Genomic DNA, 15,058 nt, shown 5'->3' on the forward strand with positions numbered 1-15,058 from the left:
GGGGGCGTCGTCGTAGGGGTCAGTCGCGACCGCTCTCGGCCTTCTTCTGACCTGCCTCGAGCACATCGCCCGCCGGCAGTTCCTGGTGCCCGCCGAACTGCAGACGCATCGCCGAGAGCACCTGGTTGGCGAAGTGGTCCTCGCCGCGCGAGGCGAACCGCTCGAACAGCGACGCGGCCAGCACGGGCACCGGCACGCCCGTGTCGACGGCGGCCTTGACGGTCCAGCGCCCCTCGCCCGAGTCGGACACGCGACCGGCCAGACCATCGAGCGTCGGGTTCTGCGCGAGAGCCGCCGCGGTGAGGTCGAGCAGCCACGACGAGATGACCGAGCCGCGGCGCCAGAGCTCGGTGACGCGGGCCGTGTCGATGTCGAACTGGTAGAACTCGGGCTCCTCGAGGGGAGCGACCTCGGCGGAGTGCTCCCCCTGGTGCAGTCCCGCGTCGGCGTTGTTGAGCACGTTCAGCCCCTCGGCGAGAGCCGCCATGATGCCGTACTCGATGCCGTTGTGGACCATCTTCACGAAGTGACCCGAGCCGGAGGGGCCGCAGTGCAGATAGCCGCGTTCCTCGGTCGTGTAGTCGCCGGTGCGGCCGGGCGTGCGCTCGACCTCTCCCGGCCCGGGGGCGACGGTGCGCAGGACCGGCTCGAGGTGCGCGACGGCCTCGTCGTGGCCGCCCACCATGAGGCAGTAGCCGCGCTCGAGACCGAAGACGCCGCCGCTCGTGCCCACGTCGACGTAGTGGATGCCGCTCTCGTCGAGCTTCTTCGCCCGGCGCACGTCGTCGCGGTAGTTCGAGTTGCCGCCGTCGATGATGATGTCGCCCGGCTCGAGGACGGCGGCGACCTCGTCGACGACCGTGCCGGTGAGACCGGCGGGGATCATGAGCCATACGGCGCGGGGCTTCTGCAGTTTCGAGGCGAGATCGGCGATGCTCGTCGCCCCGGTGGCCCCCTCCGCGACCAGGGATGCCACGGCATCCTGGTTCACGTCGAACACGACGCAGTCGTGACCGTCCCTCATGAGCCTGCGGACGATGTTGGCGCCCATTCGTCCGAGTCCGACCATGGCGAGTTGCATTGGTTCCCCGTTCGTCGTGGATCACGGCCGCCGCACGCGGCCCCTCCGCGAGTCTAGGAGCGTACGAGGGCACGAAGGATCGGTGCTAGCCCTGGAAATCCTCGGGATCGACGTCGTCGAGGAACCGTCGGAATTCCTCGACACGGTCATCGTCGGCGCCCCCACCGTCGAGCTCCACGGTCTCGTCGGGCACCGCGGCCTCGTCGAACACGGCGTCCGCCACGAGGATCGGAGCATCGGCGCGTGCCGCGAGGGCGATGGCATCGGAGGGACGGGAGTCGAAGGTCCGCGGCCCCGCCGGGGTGTTCACGACCACCCGCGCGTGGAAGGTCCCCTCGTCGAGGTGGGTGATCTCGACGCGATCCACGGAGGCCGACAGTTCACCGAGCATCGCGGTCATGAGGTCGTGCGCGAGAGGACGCGGCGAGCCGGTGCGTTCGATCGCGACGAGGATCGACATGGCCTCCTGCGGCCCGATCCAGACGGGAAGCACCCGGTCGCCGTCCGTCGTGGTGTCGACGGGCTTCAGCAGGATGACGTGCTGCTGCGCCGGATCCAGTGCGACCCCGACGACGTGCACCCGGATCATGCAGCCATCGTACGGGGCGCGCCCGTGGCCCGCGCGTTCAGCGCAGGATGCCGAGACTCCGCGCGGCCGAGACGGCGGCGGTGCGCGACGAGACGCCGAGCTTGGAGAACACGTGCGCGAGGTGGGATTTCACCGTCGCGTCGGTGACGTGCAGGCGCGCGGCGACCTCGGCGTTCGTCGCCCCGCGGGCGACGAGTCGCACCACCTCGATCTCGCGCGCCGAGAGCGTCACCCGGGGCTCGCGCAGGCGGGCCAGCAGGCGCCCCGCGATGGCCGGAGCCAGGGCGCTCTGCCCCGCGGCGGCGGCGCGGACGCCCGCGAGCAGTTCGTGGGGCGGGGCGTCCTTCAGCAGATAACCGCTGGCGCCCGCCTCGACGGCGCCGAGGATGTCGCCGTCGGTGTCGTAGTTCGTCAGCACGAGCACGTACGGCGGCGCGGCCAGGGCGCGCACCCGCCGGGTGGCCTCGGCGCCGGCGGCCCGCTCGCCGAACTGCAGGTCCATCAGGACGAGCTCCGGAGCGAGCGATTCGGCGAGCGCGACGGCTTCGTCTGCGGTGGCGGCCTCGCCGATGACCGCGATGTCGTGCTCGGCGTCGAGCAGGGCGCGGACGCCGGCCCGTACGACCGGGTGGTCGTCGGCGATGAGCACGCGGATCACGACGTCGCTCCCGGCAGCACCACCGTGATGGTCGAACCGACGCCGGGCGCGCTGTCGACCTCGAGCACGCCGTCGAGCTGGTCGACGCGCTCGCGCATGGCCCGCAGCCCGAAGGAGTCGGTTCCGGCTGCCGCGGCCTCGGCGCCGCTCGCATCGAACCCGGCGCCGTCGTCGGAGATCGTCAGACGCGCACCGCTCGACTGCGGCACGAGCCGCATACTCACGCGCCGCGCCCCGGCGTGCTGGGCGACGTTCGCGAGGGCGCCCTGGGCGATGCGCAGCAGGGCGGTCTGCGCGTCCATGGGCAGCGAGACCGCGGCATCCACCTCGACCTCGACGTCGATGCCCTCGCGGGTCCCCCACCCGGCGGCCAGACGCTCGAGGGCGGACCCCAGGCCACGATCGAGGCTCGGCGGCGAGAGTTCGCGGATGAACCGGCGAGTCTCGGCGAGACCGTCGGCCGCGGTCTGACGAGCGAGTCGAACGTGGTCGATACCGGGGCCGTCGGCGTCCGCCCGCTCCGCGGCGTGGAGGAGCATCTGGATGCTGGAGAGCCCTTGCGCCACGGTGTCGTGCAGCTCCCGCGCCAGTCGCGCCCGCTCGGCGAGGGTGCCCTGCTCGCGCTCGGCGGCCGCGAGCCGATCGCGCGTGGCGAGGAGCTCGGCCATGAGGGCTTCACGCTCCGCCGCCCGTCGCTCGAGGGCTCCGTAGCCCAGGCCGATGAGCAGCGCCACACCCGCACCGACGACAGGCCCGACGACGCCGCCGACGGTGAGGCCCCCGTGGACGGCGAACGCGGCGATCGTGAGAGCGGTCGCGCCGACGACCGCCACGGGACCGGCGACCCCGGGCAGCACGTGCAGATACAGGAAGAACAGCGGGAAGACGAGGTACGCCGCCTCGGGGACGAGCCACACCAGTGCCGCCCACACCACCGTGAGCGCCGCCACCCACACCACGCCGCGCCGCGATCGCCCCGCGCGGGCGATCCAGAGGCCCGCGAGGTACACCGCGCCCAGCGCTCCCGCGAGCACGAGGGCGAGCACCGACCCGTCCGTCAGCAGCACGCGCGCGACGACGAGAGCGAGCAGGCCGCCGAAGAGGGCGTGCAAGCCCGCGCGCAGCCCCGCGAAGACGGGGGCGAGGGGACGATGGGTCATTTCCCGATCCAGGCTACGGATGCCGGGACCTCGGCGGATCATCCGAAAGGTGGAGGAGAGGTTCGCCCACCCCGCCGATGACGGCCGGGGCGGTCCGGGCGAGGGTGGAACGGTGCCGGCGAGAGTCGTCGGCGAAAGGAGGCGACGTGTACGTCGCATGGCGCGATCTGCGGTTCGCCCGCGGGCGATTCGCCCTCATCGGGGCGGTCGTCGCCCTCGTCACCCTGCTCGTCGGGTTCCTGTCGGGTCTCACGGGCGGTCTGGCCGTGCAGAACGTCTCGGCCGTGATCGCCCTGCCCGCAGACCGGCTCGTGCTGCACCCGGTCGAGGGCGCGAGTGCGACCTTCGCGGATTCCGCCATCGCGGCCGACACCGTCGCCGCGTGGCGCGCGGCCCCGGGCGTCGAGACGGTCACCCCCGTCGGCATCTTGCAGACACGGGTCGAGGGACCGGGCGCCGCGACGGCCGTCGCCCTCTTCGGCCTCGACGCGGGAACGGCCTTCGCCGCCCCGCGCCGCGACGACGAGGTCGACCTGTCGGCGGGGGCCGCGAAGGCCCTGGACGCGGTGGTGGGCGACGACGTGTCCGTCGCGGGCTCGTCGTACCGTGTGGCCGCGATCGGTGGCGACGACTGGTACAGCCATACGCCCGTCGTCACGCTCAGCAAGGCCGCCTGGACGGCCCTCGACCAGCGTCTGGGTGGGACGGGGCAGCCGACGGTGCTCGCCGTCACCGGCTCCCCCGCGTGGGACTCCGTCGCCGCCGACACCGGCACCACGGCATCCACTCCCCTGGCGAGTCTCACCGCGCTGTCGACGTTCCGCTCCGAGATCGGCTCGCTCGCGTTGATGATCGCGATGCTGTTCGGCGTCTCGGCGCTCGTGGTCGGCGCGTTCTTCACCGTGTGGAGCATGCAGCGCTCGGCCGACATCGCCGTGCTCAAGGCCCTCGGGGCGAGCACGCCCGCTCTCGTGCGCGACGCTCTCGGCCAGGCCCTCGTGCTTCTCGTGGGAGGGGTAGGGGTCGGCATCGGCCTGACCGCCCTGCTCGGCGTCCTCGCGGGTGGCGCGCTGCCCTTCGTTCTGAGCCCGCTGACGACTCTCGCTCCCGCAGCGGGTTTGATCGCGCTCGGCCTTCTCGGTGCGGCCGTCTCTCTCCGCACCGTCATCTCGTCCGACCCCCTCACCGCCCTCGGGAGCACCCGATGATCCTTCTCGACGACGTCACCCTGACCTACCCCGACGGAGACGCCCGCGTCACCGCCGTCGACCATGTCACGCTGGAGGGACGACCGGGCCTCGTGACCGGCATCACCGGCCCCTCGGGTTCGGGCAAATCGAGCCTCCTGGCCCTGGCCGCCACCCTCGTGCGACCCGACTCCGGGCGGGTGATCGTCGCGGGGACGGATGCCACCCGGCTCGGCGCCGCGGCGGCGACGGCGCTGCGGCGTCAGAGCATCGGCATCGTGTTCCAGCAGCCGCAATTGCTTCCGGCCCTCACCGCTCGCGAGCAGCTGCGGGTCATGGCCGAGCTCGGCGGCCCCGGCCGGCGCGAACGGCGCGGGCTCGTTCGTTCGCGGGTCGACGAGCTGCTCGAGGCCGTCGGTCTCGGCGCCCTGGCGGATCGGCGGCCCGCCCAGCTCTCCGGCGGTCAACGTCAGCGGGTGGCGATCGCCCGTGCTCTCGTGCACGAGCCGCGGGTACTGCTGGTCGACGAGCCGACGAGCGCTCTCGACAGCACCCGGGGCGGGGAGATCATGGCTCTGCTGTCACGACTCACGCGGGAACGCGAAACGGCGACGCTGCTCGTGACGCACGACCTCGTGCACGCAGACGCACTCGACGAGACCGTCGAGGTCGTCGACGGTCGAGCGGCGCTCGTCACCACCCGTACGCGTTGAACCACTCGCGACGGCGGTCGGCCTCGGCGCGCGAGTCGTCCCCTCGCCACGAATCGTGGGGCTCGAGCAGGCCGCCGTCGTCGCGGTTCACGAACGCCCAGCAGATCGGGCAGAGTGCGCGGCCGCCGGGGAATCCGTCGCCGAGGGTGGGGGCGGGTTCGGCGGGGGTCCCACCCGCGACGCACTCGGGCGGGTCGGCTTGCAGGTCGCTCCAGAGCAGCCGTCCGCCGGTGCGGTGGTGAAGGCCGCGGTGGCCGTCCTCACGGGTGCAGATCTCGCCGTTTCTTCGGCTGAGACACAGCCTCCGGGCGGCGCCCGGAAGCGCTGCCAGTGTTCGCGTCATCCTTCGATTGTCGCCGCCGCGAGCGCAACGGGGGCAGGTGCGGGATGCGCACGGGGCGGTGGGGGCCGGTGGGGAAGGGATCGGCGGTCATCGCTGACCACCACCGGTGCGACGAGAGAACATGTCGACCTCCTGGTTTCCCCACCATCCGCTCGTCAGCCGAAGATTCCGAGGGGGTTGACAGGACGAAGGACGGTGCTATGTATACCCCATGGGGGTATCGTGGAGCCATGCACGGATACGAGGGCCACAAGGACGACCTCCTCAAGCGCCTGCGCCGCGCCGAGGGGCAGGTGCGCGGCATCGCGCGCATGGTCGACGACGACCAGTACTGCATCGACATCCTCACCCAGGTCTCCGCGGTGACCAAGGCACTCGAGAACGTCGCCCTCTCGCTGCTCGACGACCACCTCTCGCACTGCGTCGCCGAGGCGGCCGCACAGGGCGGCCCCGTCGCCGAAGAGAAGCTCAGAGAAGCCAACCAGGCGATCGCTCGCCTGGTCCGCTCGTAAGGAGACACGTATGACCGAACAGCGCATCGACCTCGGCCTCACCTCGACCTCGACCGCCGGCGGCGGGTGCGGCGACGGGTGCGGGTGCGGCCACGGAGCCGCGGCATCCGCCCCTGCCGTCCGCGCGGACGCGGCGACGACCGACGTGATCCGCGTCGAGGGGATGACCTGTGCGCACTGCGTGCGCGCGGTCACCGAAGAGCTCAACGCGCTCGACGGCGTGGAGGTCGTCGACGTCGAGCTCCGTGTCGGCGACGCTTCGCTCGTGCGTATCGCGGGCACGGCCGACGACGACGCGCTCACCGCAGCCATCGACGAGGCCGGGTATACGCGCGTGCGCTGACCCCGCACGTCCGAGCATCGCGCGGGCGAGCCTCACCCGACGCCGATCACCGAGTCGGGTTCAAAAGGCGCGGCGCACCAGGACGTCGACGGCGGCGTGGAAGGTGAGGTGCTGAGACACCTCGACCGCGCGGTCGTAGCGCGCTCCGCCCAGGGCCACGAAGACGGCGCCGACGACCTCGACGTACCCGACGATGTACCCGTCGCGGGCGACCTCGTACAGGTCGAGATCGACGCGTGTCCACGGGATCTCGGTGAGGACGGGCGGAGCGGAGGACGGGGCCGCTTTCGCCGCGGCGCGGGCCGCAGCCTTCGATGATCCCGGGCGGCTGAGGGGTGCTTCCATGACCATGCGAGACTCCTTGGCTCCTCCGGGGTGCTCTCAGCCTGCGCCGTTCACCCGTGAATCTCGCGGCCCTTGACGAGACGGCGCATCGAAGCTACGGCGAGGTCAGACGGCACTGCGCGCGGGGCGACCGCGGCGCGGACGCTCGTCCGACAGGTCGAACGGCTCCACCCCCGCCGTGAGCGTCTCGACCTCGTCGAGCCACCGCAGGTCGGCCTCGAGTCGCACCCGGCGAGCGGTGAGCACGATGGCCGCGGGAACGGCATCCGTCCGCTCCGCCTGCACCTCGGCGAGCGCCGCACGGACCGCTTCGCGCTGGACCGACAGGATGCCGGGCACATCCGCTCCCGGCAGCGTCACGGCGAGCGCGATCTTGAGGGCCACGTCGTCGCGCCCCTCGACCAGGGATGCCCCCGAGAGCCACGCACGCAGCTCGGCGCGACCGTCGGCGGTCACCTCCCACAGCACGCGCGCTTCGTCGTCGAGGCCGGCGCCCTGCACCAGCCCGTCGCGCTCGAGGCGCTCGAGGGTCGTGTACACCTGGCCGACGTTCACCCGCGCGCCCGTGCGGCGCTCGTACTCGGCCCGCAGCTGGGAGCCGTAGCAGGTGCCGCGATCGAGGATCGCGAGCAGGCTCAGACGGACGGACACGGGCGCCTCCTGGCGACGGAGAAATGACTTGCCGAGTATATCGTTCGACGCCGAGGGATCGCCCGACGCGCCGGAAGGCCCCGGCGTAGCATGTGGTCTGACCACACAGTCCGGTTCGATCGGAGGCTCCTGATGGAGTGGCTCGACCCTCTCGCCCTCGCCCGCTGGCAGTTCGGGTTGACGACGCTGTACCACTTCCTCTTCGTGCCCCTGACGCTCGGGATGTCGCTCATCGTGGCGATCTTCCAGACCGTCTGGTACCGCACCGGAGACGTGCGATGGCTTCACATCACCCGGTTCTTCGGGAAGATCTTCCTCATCAACTTCGCCATGGGCGTGGTCACCGGAATCGTGCAGGAGTTCCAGTTCGGCATGAACTGGTCGGCCTACTCCCGCTTCGTCGGCGACGTCTTCGGCGCACCTCTCGCCTTCGAGGGACTGCTCGCGTTCTTCCTCGAGGCGACCTTCATCGGCCTCTGGATCTTCGGGTGGGACAAGCTCCCCCGCCTCGCGCACCTGGCGAGCATCTGGATGGCCGGCATCGGCGCCACCCTGTCGGCGTACTTCATCATCGCCGCCAACGCCTTCATGCAGAACCCGGTCGGATACCAGATGTCGGCCGACGGCCACCGCGCCGAACTCGTGGACTTCTGGGCGATGCTCACGAACCCCGTCGCCCTCGCCGCCTTCCCGCACACGATCTTCGCGGGCTGGATGTTCGCCGCGATGGTCGTCGTCGCCGTCTCGGCCTGGCACATGGCGCGCGGTCGCAACACCGACATGATGCGCAAGACGCTCCGTTTCGGTCTGTGGTCGACGCTGGTGTCTTTTGTGCTCGTCGCAATCGTGGGCGACCAGCTGAGCCTGATCATGGTGGCCACGCAGCCGATGAAGATGGCGGCGGCCGAGGCGACGTTCAACACCGTCTGCGGCCAGGACGCGTCGTTCTCGATCTTCACACTCGGCACGCCCGATGGAACGAGCGAGCTGTTCTCCATCCGCGTACCCTTCCTGCTCAGCATCCTGTCCACGCACTCCCTCGACGGCTGCGTCGAGGGCATCAACGACCTCAACACCCTCTACAGCCAGCAGATGTTCCCGCAGTTCGCCGACCAGGTCGACGGCAACTTCGCCCCCGTCCTCTGGGTCACCTACTGGGCGTTCCGCTGGATGATCGCCCTCGGCGGCATCGCGGCGCTCGTCAGTGTCGTCGGCCTCTGGGTGACCCGAAAGAAGGCGACCCGCCCGGTCGCCCCGTGGATGTGGCGCGTGGCGATCTGGGCCGCTCCGCTGCCGATGCTCGCGAGCCTCGTCGGCTGGCTCTTCACCGAGATGGGCCGGCAGCCGTGGATCGTCTTCGGGCTCATGCTCACGCAGGACGGCGTCTCGCCCAGCGTGCCCGGCTGGAGCGTGCTGATCTCGCTGATCGCCTTCACCCTCGTCTACGCCACCCTCGCCGTCGTGGAGTTCGGTCTCATCGTGAAGTTCGCGCAGAAGGGCCCCGAGCCCCTGCCCGATCCGGATGCCGAGCACGACGACTCCATCGAGAACACCCCGACCACGGTCTACTAGGAGCCCCTCATGGACCTCGCACACCTCTGGTTCTGGATCGTCGCCTTCCTCTTCGTCGGCTACTTCGTGCTCGACGGCTTCGATTTCGGCGTCGGCATGTCGCTCCCCTTCCTCGGCAAGGACGACATCGCGCGCCGCCAGATCATCAACACGATCGGCCCCGTCTGGGACCTCAACGAGACCTGGGTCATCGTCGCCGGCGCGGCCCTGTTCGCGTCGTTCCCCGAGTGGTACGCGACGCTGTTCAGCGGCTTCTACCTCCCGCTGCTCGCGATCCTGCTGGCCCTCATCGCCCGCGGCGTCTCGTTCGAGTACCGCCACCAGCGCGACTCCCTGAAGTGGAAGCGGACCTTCGACCGCATGATCGTCGCGGGATCCGCCGCCCCCGCCTTCCTCTGGGGCGTCGCGTTCGCGAACATCGTGCAGGGCGTGCCCCTGAATGCCGATCACGAGTACGTCGGCACCGTGCTGACGCTGCTGAACCCCTATGGCATCCTCGGCGGGCTCACGACCCTGAGCCTGTTCTTCCTGCACGGCGTGTACTTCGTGGCGCTGAAGACCGACGGCCAGGTGCGCGCCGACGCTCGACGCCTCGCGGGCCGCGCGGGCCTCGTCACGATCGCCCTGGCCGCGCTCTTCCTCATCTGGACGATCGCGAACGCCGCGGACGCTCCGCTGTTCCTCGGCGTGGTCGCCCTCTCCGGCGTCGCCGCGCTGACGCTGATCGGCTCGTGGGTCTCGAACGCCCGCGACCGCGAAGGCACCGCCTTCACCCTGGGAGCGGTGACCATCGTCGCCGCGGTCGCCGCGCTGTTCTTCGCGCTGTTCCCGAACGTCATGCCCTCCACGCTCGGGGCGGGCTCGAGCCTCACCATCGACAACGCCTCGAGCACCGAGTACACGCTGACCATCATGAGCTGGGCGGCGCTCATCTTCCTCCCGCTGATCCTCGCCTACCAGGGCTGGACCTACTGGGTGTTCCGCAAACGCGTGACCCGCGCCCGCATCGAGAAGGCCGCGCTCGTCGCCCACTGACCCATGAAACCCGTCGACCCGCGGCTGCTCCGCTACGCCACCGCCTCTCGCGCCTTCTTCGCCGTGACCGCGGCGATCGTGCTCGCGCAGACGGGGGTCGTCGTCGGGTTCGCGTGGGCACTCAGCGCCGCGCTGGTCGGCGTGATCCAGGGCCGGCCGGTCGGCGAGTTGTGGGGAGACGTCGGGGTCGCGGCATCCCTCGTGCTCCTCCGGGGGGTGCTGATCGCGGCCTCGGAGCGCGCGTCGGCGCACGGCGCGGCGGCAGCGTCGCTGCAGCTGCGGGCAGCGCTCATCGGCGCGGTGAGCCGCCTCGGTCCGGGCTGGCTCGCCCGGCGTAATTCCGCGTCGTTGTCGCTCACGGCGGGTCACGGCCTCGAGGCGCTCGACGCGTACTTCGGTCGCTACCTGCCGCAGCTCGTGGCCACCGCGATCACCATGCCCATCCTCATCGGCGCCATCGCACTCACCGACCCGCTGTCGGGCCTGATCGTCGTGCTGACGATCCCCCTGATCCCGCTGTTCATGGTGCTGATCGGCCTCGCGACCCGCGGCGTCCAGGAGCGGCAGTTCCGCACCCTCGGACGCCTCGCCGCGCGCTTCGCCGATACCGTCGAGGGACTCGGAACGCTGAAGGCGTTCGGGCGTCAGCATCGGGCGGCGCGCTCGATCGACACCATCACGCGCGACTACACGCGCGAGACGATGACGGTGCTGCGGGTGTCGTTCCTCTCGGGATTCGCGCTGGAGTTCCTCGCCTCCATCTCGGTGGCGATCGTCGCCGTCACCATCGGCTTCCGCCTGCTCTCGGGCGACCTCACGCTGCTGATCGGCCTCTTCGTGCTGCTGCTGGCGCCCGAGGCGTACCTGCCGCTGCGACAGGTCGGTGTGCAGTTCCACGCGGCCTCCGAGGGGGTCGCTGCCACCGACGAGATCTTCGACGCCCTCGACGCCGCGCGCGCGGTCGAGACGCGCGAAGAGCGGATCCCGGATGCCGGCACCCCGGCGCTCGGCTCGACCATCGCGCTCGACAGGGTCCGGGTGCACCGCGAGGGGCACGCTCTTCCGACGGTGTCGCTGTCGGTGTGGCCCGGCGAGGTGGTGCTCGTGACCGGCCCCAGCGGAGTGGGCAAGTCGTCGCTGGTCGCCGCCCTGCTCGGATGGGCGGAGCACGACGGCGAGGTGCGCGTCGACGGCGTCGCCGTGCCGCACGCCCGCGCCTCGGTGGCGTGGGCGGGACAGCGGCCGGCGCTCGTCTCGGGCAGCGTCGCCGAGAACGTCTCGCTCGGCTCGACCGCCGACCCGGCCCGGATCGTGGCGGCCCTGGCTGACGCGGGAGCGGCCGACGTCGACCCGGCCACCCCCCTCGGTGCCGGTGGAGCGGGGCTCTCGGGCGGGCAGGCGCAGCGCGTCGCCGTCGCGCGGGCGCTGTACCGCGCGCGGGTCGGCGGCACGCCCGTTCTCGTGCTCGACGAGCCCAGCAGTGCTCTGGATGCCGACACCGAGGCGCACCTGTGGACGACCCTGCGCCGCGAGGCCGACGCCGGTCGCGGGGTGCTGCTCGTCTCGCATCGCCGCTCCGCCCGGGCGATCGCCGACCGCGTGGTCGAACTGGCCTCCCCGCTCCTCGACCCGCGGACCCCGTCCCCCGAACCGGCCGTCGACGTCCCGGAACCGACGCCCGAGGCTCCGGAGCCCGTCGAGGAGACCGCTGCCCGTGCGACGCGCAGCCCCCTTTGTTCCGAGGTGCGCTCGTGAACGCCCGCGTCCGCGGCATCCTGCGATCGGCGATGCCCTCGCGCCGGCGCTTCGCGCCCGCGGTGCTGTCGGGTTTCGGCACGGCGGCGAGCTCGATCGCGCTGCTCGCGGCGAGCGCCTGGCTCATCGCGCGGGCCGCCGAGCAACCGCTCGTGATGTACCTGTCGGTGGCCGTGGTCGGGGTGCGCGCGTTCGCGCTGTCGCGCGGGGTCTTCCGCTACCTCGAGCGCCTCACGAGCCACGATGCCGCCCTGCACCGGCTCGCGGGGGTCCGCTCCGACCTCGTGCGCGAGCTCGTGCCGCTCGCTCCCGACGGCCTCGCCCGCTCGCGTCGCGGGGGGCTGCTCTCGAGCGTCGTCGACGACGTCGATGAGCTGCAGAACCTCCCCCTGCGCGTCGTGCTGCCGCTCACGACGGCCGCGCTGACCTCGCTCGCCGCCGTGATCTTCACCGCGTTCGTCTCGTGGCCCGCGGCTCTCGTCCTGCTGGGATGCCTCGTGGCCGCCTTCGGCCTCGCCGTCGCCGTGGGGTGGGCCGCGGGTGCTCGCGCCGAGCGCTCGATCGCGCCTCTGCGCGCCGGCGTCGCCGACGCGGTGCACGACCTTCTCACCAATCTCGACGTGCTGACCGCGTACGGAGCAGTGGATGCCGCGGCCGAACGCGTCCACCGCGCCGATGCCGCCCTGCGTCGGGCCGCCGTGCGCCGCGGCGGAGCCCAGGGGCTCACCTCGGGCGCGGTGTCGGTGCTGGCGGGGGTCGCTTCTCTCGTCGCGCTGCTCGTCGCCACCCCCGCGGTCACCGGCGGCTCGCTGTCGGGCCCGGGACTCGCGGTCGTCGTGCTGCTGCCGATGGCGGTGTTCGAGGTCTTCGGGCCGGTGCCCCTCGCCCTCGCCTCGTGGCGGCAGGTGCGGGCGGCGGCGGAGCGCATCGCCGAGGCCGTACCCGAGGCCGTCCCCGACGGACTCCCCCACGACGAACCGGCCCCGACCGACGAGGCACCCGCCCTCGGCGCGGGGATCGAGCTCAGCGGCATCCGGGCGCACTGGCCGGCGCGCAGCGACACCGACGCAGACGCCGGCCGCCTCGACGACGTCGACCTCCGCGTCGGCCCGGGCGAGCGCGTCCTCGTGACAGGCCCGAGCGGGGCGGGAAAGACCACGCTCGCGCACGTGCTGACGCGCTTGCTCGACTACGAGGGGTCGTACCGGATCGGGGGACGCGAGGCCCGCGAGATCTCGGGAGACGACCTGCGCCGCACCGTCGGCCTGATCGAACAGGTGCCGTACCTGTTCGACGAGTCGGTGCGCCAGAACCTGCTGTTCGCGCGCGAGAGCGCGACCGACGAGGAGCTGTGGGCGGTGCTCGATCGCGTCGGGCTCGCCGACTGGGCGCGAGAGCGCGGCGGCCTCGAGGCAGCCGTGGGCGATCGGGGCGGACTCGTCTCGGGCGGCCAGGCGCAACGCCTCGCTCTCGCCCGGGCGATCCTGCGCGACTTCCCGGTGCTCGTGCTCGACGAGCCCACCGCGGGCGTCGACCCCGCGGCATCCGATGCCCTTCTGCGTGATCTGCTCGGCGCGGTCGACCGCGATCGCGCCGTGGTCCTGGTCTCGCACGTCGAGGTTCCCGAGGGGCTCGTCGACCGCGCGGTGCGGCTCGAGAACGGACGGGTGGCGGCGGGCTGAATCAGGGGGCCGCCCCGCACGCCGGCAACAGCACGTCGTCGACGATGGAGACGAAGTCGTCGCGTCTCGGGCCGGCGGGCGTCTGAGCGAAGGACAAGCCGCTCATCGCCGGGATGACCGCGGCGAGAGAGGCGACGCGATCCACGACCGACGTCGACAGAAGTCCCCTCTCCACCGCCCGGATCAGGAGCCGGCGGTACACCTCGACATACGGCTGAGTCACCTGCGTCGCGACCATATCGCGCAGCGTCGCCGACCGATGCGACGCGGCGGAGAGCCCGGCGAAGAGCGTGAGACGACGGGATGCTCCCCCCAACCAGGGCGAGTCGATGACGGCGATCAGGTCGTCGCGCAGCGATCCTCGGTCGGGGAGCTCATCGATCTCGGGCGGGTACCCCATCGACCGGACGGCGGCGAGCACGAGATCGTCCTTCGTTCCCCAGCGCCGGTAGAGAGTGGTTTTTGCTCGGCCGGTGCGCGCGGCGACCTCGTCCAGGCTGACCTGTTCGTAGGCCCGTTCCGCCAGCAGGTCGAGCGTGGCCGCCAGCACCATGCCGTCGCGGGTGAGGTCGCGGGGCCGACCCCGCTTCTTCTGGCTCGGCGGCGCGGGAGTGTCCATCCGTCGAGGGTACGACAGCCACCCGCAATAACGCTACTCTGGAGTATCGTTATTCGTGTTCATCGCTTCGGTGAACCGGACGGGAGGTCCCATGCAGATCCAGAACAGCGTCGTCGTCGTGACCGGCGCCTCGTCGGGAATCGGCGCCGCGACAGCGAGAGCGTTCGCCGCCGCCGGGGCACGCGTGGTCCTCGCCGCCCGCCGTGAAGAACGCATCCGCGCCCTCGCCCTCGAACTGGGCGACGCGATCGCCGTCCGCTGCGACGTCACGAGCCAGACCGACATCTCCACGCTCGCCACGGCCGCGCTCGATCGCTTCGGCCGTATCGACGTGCTCGTGAACAACGCCGGACAGGGACTCCAGGCCACGGTCGAGCAGGTGTCGGTGAGCGACTTCCGGGACGTGCTCGAGCTCAACCTCGTCGCACCCCTCGCCATGATGCAGGCGGTCCTCCCCTCGATGAGAGCGAACGGGAGCGGAGCCGTCGTCAACGTCAGCTCGGGCACCACGTTCGCCGACGTGCCCGGCACCGGGGGCTACGTCGCGTCCAAGATCGCCCTGGAGCGGCTGTCCGCGGTCGCTCGCAACGAACTGGCGGGAACGGGTGTCACCGTGTCGACCGTCATCCCCTTCGCCACGGAGACGGAATTCCTCACCTCGATCAAGGCCGGACGCTCCGACGCCGAAGCGATGACGGCGGGGGCGTCCTTCGACGACCCGCGGGTGGTCGCCGAAGCGATCGTCGACCTCGTGCGCACGGGTGAGGCCCGGAAAGACCTCGTTCCCGCGGCATACGGCGGCACCCGCTGACG

Annotated in this window: 17 protein-coding genes; 9 read left to right on the forward strand and 8 right to left on the reverse strand. The window is 71.6% G+C overall.

Annotated features, from left to right (window positions below; genetic code table 11):
* Nucleotides 1-19 precede the first annotated feature (19 nt).
* The 4 genes from gnd to MTE01_RS06155 all read right to left on the reverse strand — a co-directional run bounded on the left by gnd (nucleotide 20) and on the right by MTE01_RS06155 (nucleotide 3,488).
* Nucleotides 20-1,081: a phosphogluconate dehydrogenase (NAD(+)-dependent, decarboxylating) gene (gene gnd / locus MTE01_RS06140; protein WP_103206015.1), complete on the reverse strand. Its 1,062-nt coding sequence runs from the start codon at nucleotides 1,079-1,081 to the stop codon at nucleotides 20-22.
* An 85-nt stretch (nucleotides 1,082-1,166) separates the two neighbouring features.
* Nucleotides 1,167-1,670, reverse strand: coding sequence for a bifunctional nuclease family protein (locus MTE01_RS06145; RefSeq protein ID WP_141376281.1), 504 nt, complete (start codon nucleotides 1,668-1,670; stop codon nucleotides 1,167-1,169).
* Between the two features lie 37 nt (nucleotides 1,671-1,707).
* Nucleotides 1,708-2,328 (reverse strand): response regulator, encoded by a 621-nt coding sequence (locus MTE01_RS06150; RefSeq protein ID WP_141376283.1) that lies wholly within the window; start codon nucleotides 2,326-2,328, stop codon nucleotides 1,708-1,710.
* Complete coding sequence (locus MTE01_RS06155) at nucleotides 2,325-3,488, reverse strand: sensor histidine kinase (RefSeq protein ID WP_116239194.1); 1,164 nt, start codon at nucleotides 3,486-3,488, stop codon at nucleotides 2,325-2,327. Before MTE01_RS06155 ends, MTE01_RS06150 begins: the two co-directional genes overlap by 4 nt.
* A 146-nt stretch (nucleotides 3,489-3,634) precedes the next feature.
* Between MTE01_RS06155 and MTE01_RS06160 the strand changes: the two genes are divergently transcribed.
* The gene (locus tag MTE01_RS06160) at nucleotides 3,635-4,696 is read left to right on the forward strand and encodes an FtsX-like permease family protein (RefSeq protein ID WP_141376286.1); all 1,062 of its coding nucleotides are present in this window, start codon (nucleotides 3,635-3,637) and stop codon (nucleotides 4,694-4,696) included.
* Nucleotides 4,693-5,388: an ABC transporter ATP-binding protein gene (locus MTE01_RS06165; RefSeq protein ID WP_141376288.1), complete on the forward strand. Its 696-nt coding sequence runs from the start codon at nucleotides 4,693-4,695 to the stop codon at nucleotides 5,386-5,388. Before MTE01_RS06160 ends, MTE01_RS06165 begins: the two co-directional genes overlap by 4 nt.
* Here the strand turns inward: MTE01_RS06165 and MTE01_RS06170 are convergent.
* On the reverse strand, nucleotides 5,369-5,731 hold the full coding sequence (locus MTE01_RS06170) for a hypothetical protein (RefSeq protein ID WP_246078013.1): 363 nt from the start codon (nucleotides 5,729-5,731) through the stop codon (nucleotides 5,369-5,371). The two genes, MTE01_RS06165 and MTE01_RS06170, sit on opposite strands and share 20 nt — an antisense overlap.
* 230 nt (nucleotides 5,732-5,961) lie before the next feature.
* On the opposite strand from MTE01_RS06170, the gene MTE01_RS06175 reads away from it, so the two are divergent.
* Both MTE01_RS06175 and MTE01_RS06180 read left to right on the forward strand, forming a co-directional pair.
* Complete coding sequence (locus MTE01_RS06175) at nucleotides 5,962-6,243, forward strand: metal-sensitive transcriptional regulator (protein WP_103206009.1); 282 nt, start codon at nucleotides 5,962-5,964, stop codon at nucleotides 6,241-6,243.
* Nucleotides 6,244-6,253: 10 nt separating this feature from the next.
* On the forward strand, nucleotides 6,254-6,586 hold the full coding sequence (locus MTE01_RS06180) for a heavy-metal-associated domain-containing protein (RefSeq protein ID WP_141376290.1): 333 nt from the start codon (nucleotides 6,254-6,256) through the stop codon (nucleotides 6,584-6,586).
* Nucleotides 6,587-6,646: 60 nt separating this feature from the next.
* Here the strand turns inward: MTE01_RS06180 and MTE01_RS06185 are convergent, their stop codons facing one another.
* Together MTE01_RS06185 and MTE01_RS06190 are read right to left on the reverse strand one after the other, a co-directional pair.
* The gene (locus MTE01_RS06185) at nucleotides 6,647-6,937 is read right to left on the reverse strand and encodes a hypothetical protein (protein WP_174799648.1); all 291 of its coding nucleotides are present in this window, start codon (nucleotides 6,935-6,937) and stop codon (nucleotides 6,647-6,649) included.
* Nucleotides 6,938-7,036: 99 nt separating this feature from the next.
* Complete coding sequence (locus MTE01_RS06190; protein ID WP_103206006.1) at nucleotides 7,037-7,582, reverse strand: PadR family transcriptional regulator; 546 nt, start codon at nucleotides 7,580-7,582, stop codon at nucleotides 7,037-7,039.
* Between the two features lie 132 nt (nucleotides 7,583-7,714).
* On the opposite strand from MTE01_RS06190, the gene MTE01_RS06195 reads away from it, so the two are divergent.
* From MTE01_RS06195 to cydC, 4 genes are read left to right on the forward strand one after another with little or no spacing between them, the layout of a single operon-like run.
* Nucleotides 7,715-9,154 (forward strand): cytochrome ubiquinol oxidase subunit I, encoded by a 1,440-nt coding sequence (locus MTE01_RS06195; RefSeq protein WP_141376292.1) that lies wholly within the window; start codon nucleotides 7,715-7,717, stop codon nucleotides 9,152-9,154.
* 9 nt (nucleotides 9,155-9,163) lie between these two features.
* Complete coding sequence (gene cydB, locus MTE01_RS06200; protein WP_141376294.1) at nucleotides 9,164-10,189, forward strand: cytochrome d ubiquinol oxidase subunit II; 1,026 nt, start codon at nucleotides 9,164-9,166, stop codon at nucleotides 10,187-10,189.
* Nucleotides 10,190-10,192: 3 nt separating this feature from the next.
* The gene (gene cydD / locus MTE01_RS06205) at nucleotides 10,193-11,944 is read left to right on the forward strand and encodes a thiol reductant ABC exporter subunit CydD (protein WP_218026327.1); all 1,752 of its coding nucleotides are present in this window, start codon (nucleotides 10,193-10,195) and stop codon (nucleotides 11,942-11,944) included.
* Nucleotides 11,941-13,626: a thiol reductant ABC exporter subunit CydC gene (cydC, locus tag MTE01_RS06210; RefSeq protein WP_281285398.1), complete on the forward strand. Its 1,686-nt coding sequence runs from the start codon at nucleotides 11,941-11,943 to the stop codon at nucleotides 13,624-13,626. Before cydD ends, cydC begins: the two co-directional genes overlap by 4 nt.
* Before the next feature lies 1 nt (nucleotide 13,627).
* Here the strand turns inward: cydC and MTE01_RS06215 are convergent, their stop codons facing one another.
* Complete coding sequence (locus MTE01_RS06215) at nucleotides 13,628-14,245, reverse strand: TetR/AcrR family transcriptional regulator (RefSeq protein ID WP_116239200.1); 618 nt, start codon at nucleotides 14,243-14,245, stop codon at nucleotides 13,628-13,630.
* A gap of 91 nt (nucleotides 14,246-14,336) precedes the next feature.
* On the opposite strand from MTE01_RS06215, the gene MTE01_RS06220 reads away from it, so the two are divergent.
* Nucleotides 14,337-15,056, forward strand: a complete 720-nt coding sequence (locus MTE01_RS06220; RefSeq protein WP_141376296.1) for an SDR family NAD(P)-dependent oxidoreductase — start codon at nucleotides 14,337-14,339, stop codon at nucleotides 15,054-15,056.
* The last annotated feature ends 2 nt before the right edge of the window (nucleotides 15,057-15,058 follow it).

The sequence above is a fragment of the Microbacterium testaceum genome, assembly GCF_006539145.1.
In the GTDB taxonomy this organism is placed as follows: Bacteria; Actinomycetota; Actinomycetes; order Actinomycetales; family Microbacteriaceae; genus Microbacterium; species Microbacterium testaceum.

Coding starts and splice junctions, on each gene's coding strand:
- MTE01_RS06215 (WP_116239200.1), bottom strand. CDS start 14,245: ATGGACACTCCCGCGCCGCCGAGCCAGAAGAAGCGGGGTCGGCCCCGC.
- MTE01_RS06170 (WP_246078013.1), bottom strand. CDS start 5,731: ATGACGCGAACACTGGCAGCGCTTCCGGGCGCCGCCCGGAGGCTGTGT.
- MTE01_RS06145 (WP_141376281.1), bottom strand. CDS start 1,670: ATGATCCGGGTGCACGTCGTCGGGGTCGCACTGGATCCGGCGCAGCAG.
- cydB (WP_141376294.1), top strand. CDS start 9,164: ATGGACCTCGCACACCTCTGGTTCTGGATCGTCGCCTTCCTCTTCGTC.
- MTE01_RS06180 (WP_141376290.1), top strand. CDS start 6,254: ATGACCGAACAGCGCATCGACCTCGGCCTCACCTCGACCTCGACCGCC.
- MTE01_RS06195 (WP_141376292.1), top strand. CDS start 7,715: ATGGAGTGGCTCGACCCTCTCGCCCTCGCCCGCTGGCAGTTCGGGTTG.
- MTE01_RS06175 (WP_103206009.1), top strand. CDS start 5,962: ATGCACGGATACGAGGGCCACAAGGACGACCTCCTCAAGCGCCTGCGC.
- cydD (WP_218026327.1), top strand. CDS start 10,193: ATGAAACCCGTCGACCCGCGGCTGCTCCGCTACGCCACCGCCTCTCGC.
- MTE01_RS06220 (WP_141376296.1), top strand. CDS start 14,337: ATGCAGATCCAGAACAGCGTCGTCGTCGTGACCGGCGCCTCGTCGGGA.
- gnd (WP_103206015.1), bottom strand. CDS start 1,081: ATGCAACTCGCCATGGTCGGACTCGGACGAATGGGCGCCAACATCGTC.
- MTE01_RS06165 (WP_141376288.1), top strand. CDS start 4,693: ATGATCCTTCTCGACGACGTCACCCTGACCTACCCCGACGGAGACGCC.
- MTE01_RS06155 (WP_116239194.1), bottom strand. CDS start 3,488: ATGACCCATCGTCCCCTCGCCCCCGTCTTCGCGGGGCTGCGCGCGGGC.
- MTE01_RS06185 (WP_174799648.1), bottom strand. CDS start 6,937: ATGGTCATGGAAGCACCCCTCAGCCGCCCGGGATCATCGAAGGCTGCG.